The organism is Bilophila sp. 4_1_30 (genome assembly GCF_000224655.1).
GTDB classification, from domain to species: Bacteria; Desulfobacterota; Desulfovibrionia; order Desulfovibrionales; family Desulfovibrionaceae; genus Bilophila; species Bilophila wadsworthia.
In genome coordinates this window covers 911,111-917,571 of record NZ_JH114232.1, presented here as the reverse complement: position 1 = coordinate 917,571, position 6,461 = coordinate 911,111, and the positions used below count along the sequence as shown (strand labels likewise).

The 6,461-nt window shown below is 60.4% G+C and carries 6 protein-coding genes; 2 read left to right on the top strand and 4 right to left on the bottom strand.

Going from position 1 to position 6,461, the window contains the following annotated elements; all coding sequences use genetic code 11:
- Nucleotides 1-516: 516 nt before the first annotated feature.
- The 3 genes from HMPREF0178_RS10710 to HMPREF0178_RS10700 form a co-directional block, all read right to left on the bottom strand.
- Nucleotides 517-897 carry a DVU0772 family protein gene (locus HMPREF0178_RS10710; RefSeq protein WP_009733421.1) on the bottom strand — a complete coding sequence of 127 codons (381 nt, stop codon included), beginning with the start codon at nt 895-897 and terminating at the stop codon, nt 517-519.
- A gap of 71 nt (nt 898-968) precedes the next feature.
- A complete protein-coding gene (locus tag HMPREF0178_RS10705; protein ID WP_009733420.1) occupies nt 969-2,348 on the bottom strand; it encodes a sigma 54-interacting transcriptional regulator in 1,380 nt (459 codons plus the stop codon).
- Nucleotides 2,349-2,744: 396 nt separating this feature from the next.
- Nucleotides 2,745-4,517: an ATP-binding protein gene (locus HMPREF0178_RS10700; protein WP_009733419.1), complete on the bottom strand. Its 1,773-nt coding sequence runs from the start codon at nt 4,515-4,517 to the stop codon at nt 2,745-2,747.
- Nucleotides 4,518-4,776: 259 nt separating this feature from the next.
- On the opposite strand from HMPREF0178_RS10700, the gene HMPREF0178_RS10695 reads away from it, so the two are divergent.
- Together HMPREF0178_RS10695 and HMPREF0178_RS10690 are read left to right on the top strand one after the other, a co-directional pair.
- Nucleotides 4,777-5,394: a hypothetical protein gene (locus tag HMPREF0178_RS10695; RefSeq protein ID WP_005025031.1), complete on the top strand. Its 618-nt coding sequence runs from the start codon at nt 4,777-4,779 to the stop codon at nt 5,392-5,394.
- A 278-nt stretch (nt 5,395-5,672) separates the two neighbouring features.
- Nucleotides 5,673-6,182, top strand: coding sequence for a Spy/CpxP family protein refolding chaperone (locus HMPREF0178_RS10690; protein WP_009733418.1), 510 nt, complete (start codon nt 5,673-5,675; stop codon nt 6,180-6,182).
- Nucleotides 6,183-6,248: 66 nt separating this feature from the next.
- On the opposite strand, the gene HMPREF0178_RS22565 is transcribed toward HMPREF0178_RS10690, so the two are convergent.
- A partial coding sequence (locus HMPREF0178_RS22565) for a hypothetical protein (protein WP_232281254.1) occupies nt 6,249-6,461 on the bottom strand: 213 nt, incomplete at its 5' end.

Below are 6,461 nucleotides of genomic sequence, written 5' to 3'. Positions count from 1 at the left end.
TTCACAGCTTTCCCCCTCTTTTGAAGGAAAGAGAGGTATGGAAGGCTATAAACGAGAAGAAGAGCGGAGGGCGCCCTTTCCTTCAAAATACCTCCGGCGGGGCTCCTCAGGGACCAGATTACGGAAAATACAATTATATATAGAGAGAGCTGTAGCTCTATTCAGTCCACAGCACTTCTTTATACCTACACGCAATCAGCTGCTTCCTCTGTCCCACACCCAACGGGACTCCCACCGCGCGGCCTCCCCACCAGTCAAAAGTCTTTCTCTCATCCACCTTATCCCCCTCACCATCTCCACCTCCAAAACAAAACCCCCTCGGGCATTGCTGCCTTTGGGGGCTTCGGAGGCGTACCGGTGCGCCACCCGCGCACCGGTACATACTGCACCTGAAAACGGAGATACCTTTTTAATTGAAAAAAACGGAAGAATTGAGGAAACCGCTGGGGTCAGGGGAGACTCCCACGGACAGGCTGCTAGGCGAACGTCACTGTTCCCGCACTCCTCCCGTACGGATTAAGCCTGACCAAGCTCCTTTTTGAGCCAGTCCTTAATGACCGGCAGGGGCTCAAAGACCCCCTTGAGGGAACCGTACTCGTCCCGGAACGCTTTCACCAGCGGCTCCGGCAGCGGAACAGTCACCAGATCGTCCGCCGATTCGGAATTGCGGCGCACAAGCCGTACCTTCAAAGGGTCCTGCCACGCGTCCACGACAAAATAGGTGGCTACGTCGCTCTTGGAACGGACCGGCGGATGTTCGGAACGCCAGTCGTTATTGCCCCACTCCAGATAAAGGGTCACCGCCATCTCGGGCGTCAGGTTCCAATCAATCTGCTGGTCGGCAAACGCCGCCAAGGGAGATGTATTTTTCGTAGAGGAAAGGTGCGCTGTATTCATGTCCAATCCACCTTTGCAAGTAACATTGATTGCGTTGATTGATTAATAGTACTCGTTACTATTTTTGTCAACTACTCCATGTCGTATCTCCGCAACTTATTGTGCAGCGTCGCCCGCGTGATCCCGAGCCGCCGGGCGGCCTCGCTCTTGTTGTCCCCCGTATCTTGAAGCGTCCGCAAGATGGCCGCGCGCTCCATCTCATCCAGCGTCATGCTGATCGGCTCCTCACCTGCCGCCCCCTGCAGCTCGGCAAGGGTAGGCGCGTCGTTGTTCTTGGGCGCGGAGGACACCGCCATAGGCAGCTCACGTTCGGAAATATACTCCCCGAGGCAGAGGATAGCCGCCCGCTCCACGGCGTTCTCCAGTTCGCGCACGTTGCCGGGCCAAGAGTACTTGAGCAATGCATCCATCGCCTGCGGAGTGAATCCCTTGATCTCCTTGCGGTTCGCCAGCGCAAAACGCTCCAGAAAAGCCGTGGCGAGCACGGGGATGTCCTCGCGGCGCTCCCGCAGGGAGGGCACTTCCACGCCGATCACGTTGAGCCGGTAGTAGAGATCCTCACGGAAGCGCCCTTCGCTGACTTCCTCGCGCAGGTTGCGGTTGGTCGCGGCGATGACCCGCACATCCACGATGACGGGCGTATCGCTGCCCACTCGCTGGACTTCCCCCTGCTGGAGGGCGCGCAGAAGCTTTGCCTGAAGCAAAAGGGGCAGTTCGCCGATCTCATCGAGGAACAGCGTGCCGCCGTCGGCCTGGCTGAACCGCCCTTCGCGGCGCTTGTCCGCCCCTGTGAACGCGCCCTTCTCGTGCCCGAACAATTCGGACTCCAGCAGGGATTCATTGAGGGCCGCACAGTTGACGGTGACGAACGCCTTGCCTCTCCGGGCACTGGCCTCCTGAATGGCGCGGGCGACCCGCTCCTTGCCGGTCCCCGACTCCCCGGTAATCAGGACGGTCGCCTCGGTGGGCGCGACCGTATTCACCATCTCAATGAGTTCGCGCATCCGCGGGCTGCGCCCGAGAAGACCGGAAGGGCTTTCCCGGATATACTCCCGCAGTTCCCGGTTCTCAGCCGCCAGCCGGGTATGATCGAGCGCCCGTTCCAGCGTGAGGTGCAGCAGATCGAAATCCAGCGGTTTTTCCAGATAGTCGTACGCCCCGAGCCGCAGAGCCGCCACAGCGGTTTCCACGGACTGCCACGCGGTCATGACCAGGACCGGAATCGAGGGGTTATGATGTAAAATTTCCCGGATGGCCGAAATGCCGTCCATGCGGGCCATGCGCACATCCGAAAGCACGGCGTCGTAAGCCCGCTCCTTGACTTTCTCCACGGCGGTATCCCCGTCGTCGGCCTCATCCGTGGCATACCCCCACCCCCGGAGCACCGTCCGCAGCATCGCCCGGTGGGAACTGTCGTCGTCCACGATCAATATAATAGGTGGCGTGCTCATCTCATACCTCCTCGCCTCCGGCGGCAATAGATCCGTCAGGCCGCCCTTCCGAAAAAGGGGTTCCCGGACTCCTCGGCGCCGCCGATGCCGTACCCGCCGGATACCTCCCGGCGGCAACGCAATATCCGTCTTCTCAACCCTTCTCCGCCGCAAGCGGGGCCCCCCGGACGGAGACGCGCACCAGCTTCCCTGCGCACCCGAAGACGTCCAAGTTGCGTCATGCCTTCTGTGAATTCATCGGCCCGCTTCCCTGCACAGCCGAAGACGTTCCTACAATCCAATAATAGTCACGCCGCCCCAATCGTCAGCCCTTTTCTCAAAAGCCACTGCAAAAAAGGAAGGAAGCGGGAATCCACACGATGCCCGCCTTTCTTCTCAACCGGTTTCCGCGTCCGCTCATTCATGCCCGTGAACCTTCCCGCCCTCTCTGCCCAAAGGCAGGAGCAAGCGGAATACGGCGCCCTGCCCCGGCTCGGAAGTGACGGAAATGCTCCCGCCGTGGGCTTCCATGATCTTGTGCACGGTGGCAAGGCCGAGCCCGGTCCCCTGCCCCTTGGTGGTGAAATAGGGATCGAAAATATGCGGCAAGGCGTCCGGCGCGATGCCCACCCCGGTATCCCGGATTTCGAGGCGCAGGGCATCGGGTTCGGGATGCAACGACAGGAACAGCTCGCCGCCGTCCGGCATGGCTTCAAGCCCGTTCAGGCACAGGTTCAGGATCACCTGACGCATCCTGTCGGGATCGATGGCCACATCCGGCAACACCTCGGGCGCGTCAAACCGTATGGCGACCTTGTGATTGGCGGCGTCCTGCCCGATGAGCCGGAGCGTGTCTCCGATCAGACGCCGCATCCCGGTCATGCGCGGCCGGATGTCCGTGGGGCGCGAAAGCCCTATCAAATCGCCGATGGCCCGATTGAGACGCTCCACCTCTTTGACCATGACCTGCGCCGCCTCCCGATCCGCGCTGCCTTCAGGGAACCGCCCGCCGAAATACGTCGCATACCCCTTGATGGAGCTGAGCGGATTGCGCAGCTCATGGGCGACGCCCGCGGCGAGGTTGCCCACGGCGGCAAGCTTTTCCCTGCGGCGGACTTCCGCCTCAAGGCGGCGGACTTCCGTGAGGTCACGCAGGAACATGAGCGAACCCAGGCGGCCTTCATACCCTTCATTGACGTGCCCGCCGCGTACCGAAATGTATTGCTGTTCCTCTCCGTGCCGCAAGATGATTTCCGTATCCGGCAGCACCGGCTCCTGCAACAGCTTCGCCGCCAGTTCCGCCAGCGCCGAAGGGAGCACTTCCGCCGGTTTCCGGCCTAGGAACGCCTTGCCCTTGGCCGGGGCTTCCATGCCGAGCAGGGTCAGCGCCGCCTTGTTCATCCGGGTGATCCGGCCCTTGGCGTCGAAGACGACCAGCCCGTCCGGAAGCGCTACGGCCAGTTCTTCAGCCAACGCTTCGGCCACCCGCTGCCCGCGCCGGGACGAGCGGACCCGCTCCACGGCGTGCAGGCCAAGCAAGGCCAACATGCCAGCCAGCAGCACCCCCGCCCCCAGCAGGACGGCGCGCTCGCGGTTCTGCGCCTGCGCCACTTCGAGCGGAGCAAGGTCAAGCCCGAGGAATACATACGGCAGCGGCCCTACCGTCGGTTCATCCTGCCGCCCCTCACCCTTTATCTTGGGATGGAATGTCTTGAAGACCACGAACGCCCGTGAGCCTTCCATATCTATGATCGCCCACGAAGGGGTTTCCGAGGGACGCAATGCCGCGATCGTCTCCGCGCCGAGCTCCCTGCCGCCGCGGGTGTTCAGCACTTCCCCCACGCGCGCCGGGTTGCTGTGCGCAAGGATGGTCCCGTCAGGCATGGTCACCGCGATAAAACGCACGTCAGGCCGATCCGCCAATTCTTCGACAAGGTACTGCAACCGGATTCCCGTCCGTGAACGGGTCCCGGATCGGACGCCGCTTTCCAGCGCCGTGACCAGCGCCACGCCTTTTTCCGCAAGGAAACGGACCATAGCCGTCTGAGTGCGGTCGAGCGAAAGCCCCGTAAGGAGCACTACGCCGAAAACAAGTACCAGTGCGGCGCCGAGCGTCCCTATCAACGAGCTTCCGCCGCCGACATTGGCCTGCTGCGGAGAGGAGGAAGAGAAAAGTCCTGTCGTCTGCATGGATGCGGATATTCCTTTAAGAAAATGCGTAAAAAACACTGCTGGAGCGAAGCAAGAAACGCTCCAACCACCCGGCACGGAACGGCTCTGCGGCGATCCGCCGGCCTAATACATGGTATGCTTTTTGCAAATTTTCCGACTATTGACGAGCCCTTCAAAGCTCACGTACATGTCATACTGTGCAGATTCTGGCTCGGGAAGCTTCCTGACCATACCCATACTTTTCATTCCTTGCCACCCAAAAAGCGAAAGGGGCTTCATGCAGATATATACAGAAAACAGATTCTGTCTGCCGCTGTTTTACCTGATTGTACTGGGGGTTGCGCTCTCTATCTGGATCTGTCCGGACAAGGCTTTCGCCACGGGCGCCTCTTCCGGAGTTCACGACGACCAGCCGCGGCAGGCTCCCGAAGGGCTGCCCCCTTCCCGGATGCCGGAGGCTTTCCCCGGATTCTCTCCGGATACGCCTTCCAAATGCCCGGCTCTCGCCCCGCAGCGGACCCATGACACCAGCCGGTTCGAGAGCCGCCTGTTCGCCATGCCGCTGCCTCCGAACCTCACCCCCGAACAGCAGCAGGCCGCGCTCGCCATCATGCGCGAGGCCGAACCCTATCTTACGGTCATTCATATCCAACTACGTCAAACGCTTGTGGAACTTCATAACCTTTCTTTCGCGTCCGACACGCCCCCTGACGCCCTAGCCGTCATCGGGCGCAGGCTCATCCGCCTGCGTACCGAGGCCATACGGGAATTGCAGCGCATTTCCGCACAAATGGAAAAGCTCGCCGGGTTCAATCCCGGCTGGGGCGCCCGTGTGCGCGGCACCAAAATGGAAGATCTGAACCCACAACCCCTCAACGAACAGAGCGTGGAGTGATCCCATCCCGCCGTTCCTGTGGCGGCCATGCTCCCGAAAGGAGTGTGGCTGTCTTTTTTTTAGCCACATCCGCGCATCCGGGCTTTTCCCTGTGTGATTCTTATACACTGTCAAATATCCCTGTACAAATTCTATACAGCTTTTCAGAACAACGGGAAGTCCACCAGAGGCATTATATTGATGATTACATAGAAAATCGAATAGTTAACATGTTTGGCACGGGCATTGCTATAGTCCAGACAAGAGTGACGAACAAAACACCTTTCAGGAGAACCTCAATGAGCCTCAATAAAGCCTCTATCGCCGTAGCCCTTGCTGCTTTCCTCGCGGTAGGCGGGATTGCCGGGCAGGCGCTGGCAGCGCCTCACGACGGTCACGACGGCCACTGGAGACAGCAGAGGTCGTATCAGGACTGCATTTACCAGGCGCTCACGCAGGAAAAGAAAGCGCAGTACGATGCCATCATGAAGGAATTCGCCGACAAGACCGCGCCGCTGCGGGACAAGCTCGCGGCCAAGTACATTGAGCTGCGCACGCTCGGCAACAGTCCCACTCCGGACCCGAAAGCCATCGGCAAGGCGACGGAAGAACTCGTGGCGCTCCGCAACGAATTCGCCAAGGAACGCAGCGCGATGGTGGACAGGGTCGCCAAGGAAATCGGCATCAATATATTTCAAGACAAGGGGCCGGGGTGCCCGGTTGAACGGCCCCGTCGATGCCCCGCAACAGGGATGACCGTCATGCCCGACGGTCCGCAGCCCGGAGCGGACGCTCCTGCGAGCGAATAACAAGCCCCCCTCCAGCCGTTGGTCAGTCTCCCTTTCCAGCGGCGAAAAACCCTGACTCCCATCCAGTCAGGGGAAACAATAATCGGCACAGCCGTTTACATATACGAGAGCCTCTACAACTTTGAACGACCGGTTCCACCTGACCGTTTCACAGGTGCCTAGCTGAGTCTGTTCGTTCAATGGCAAAGTCATCCTCCTCCTTACAGAAACTGTATCCTCCTCCTTCCTCTGCAGCGCCCCGTCTCCTCCTCCGGGGCGCTGCTCTTTTGTGCGGGGTGG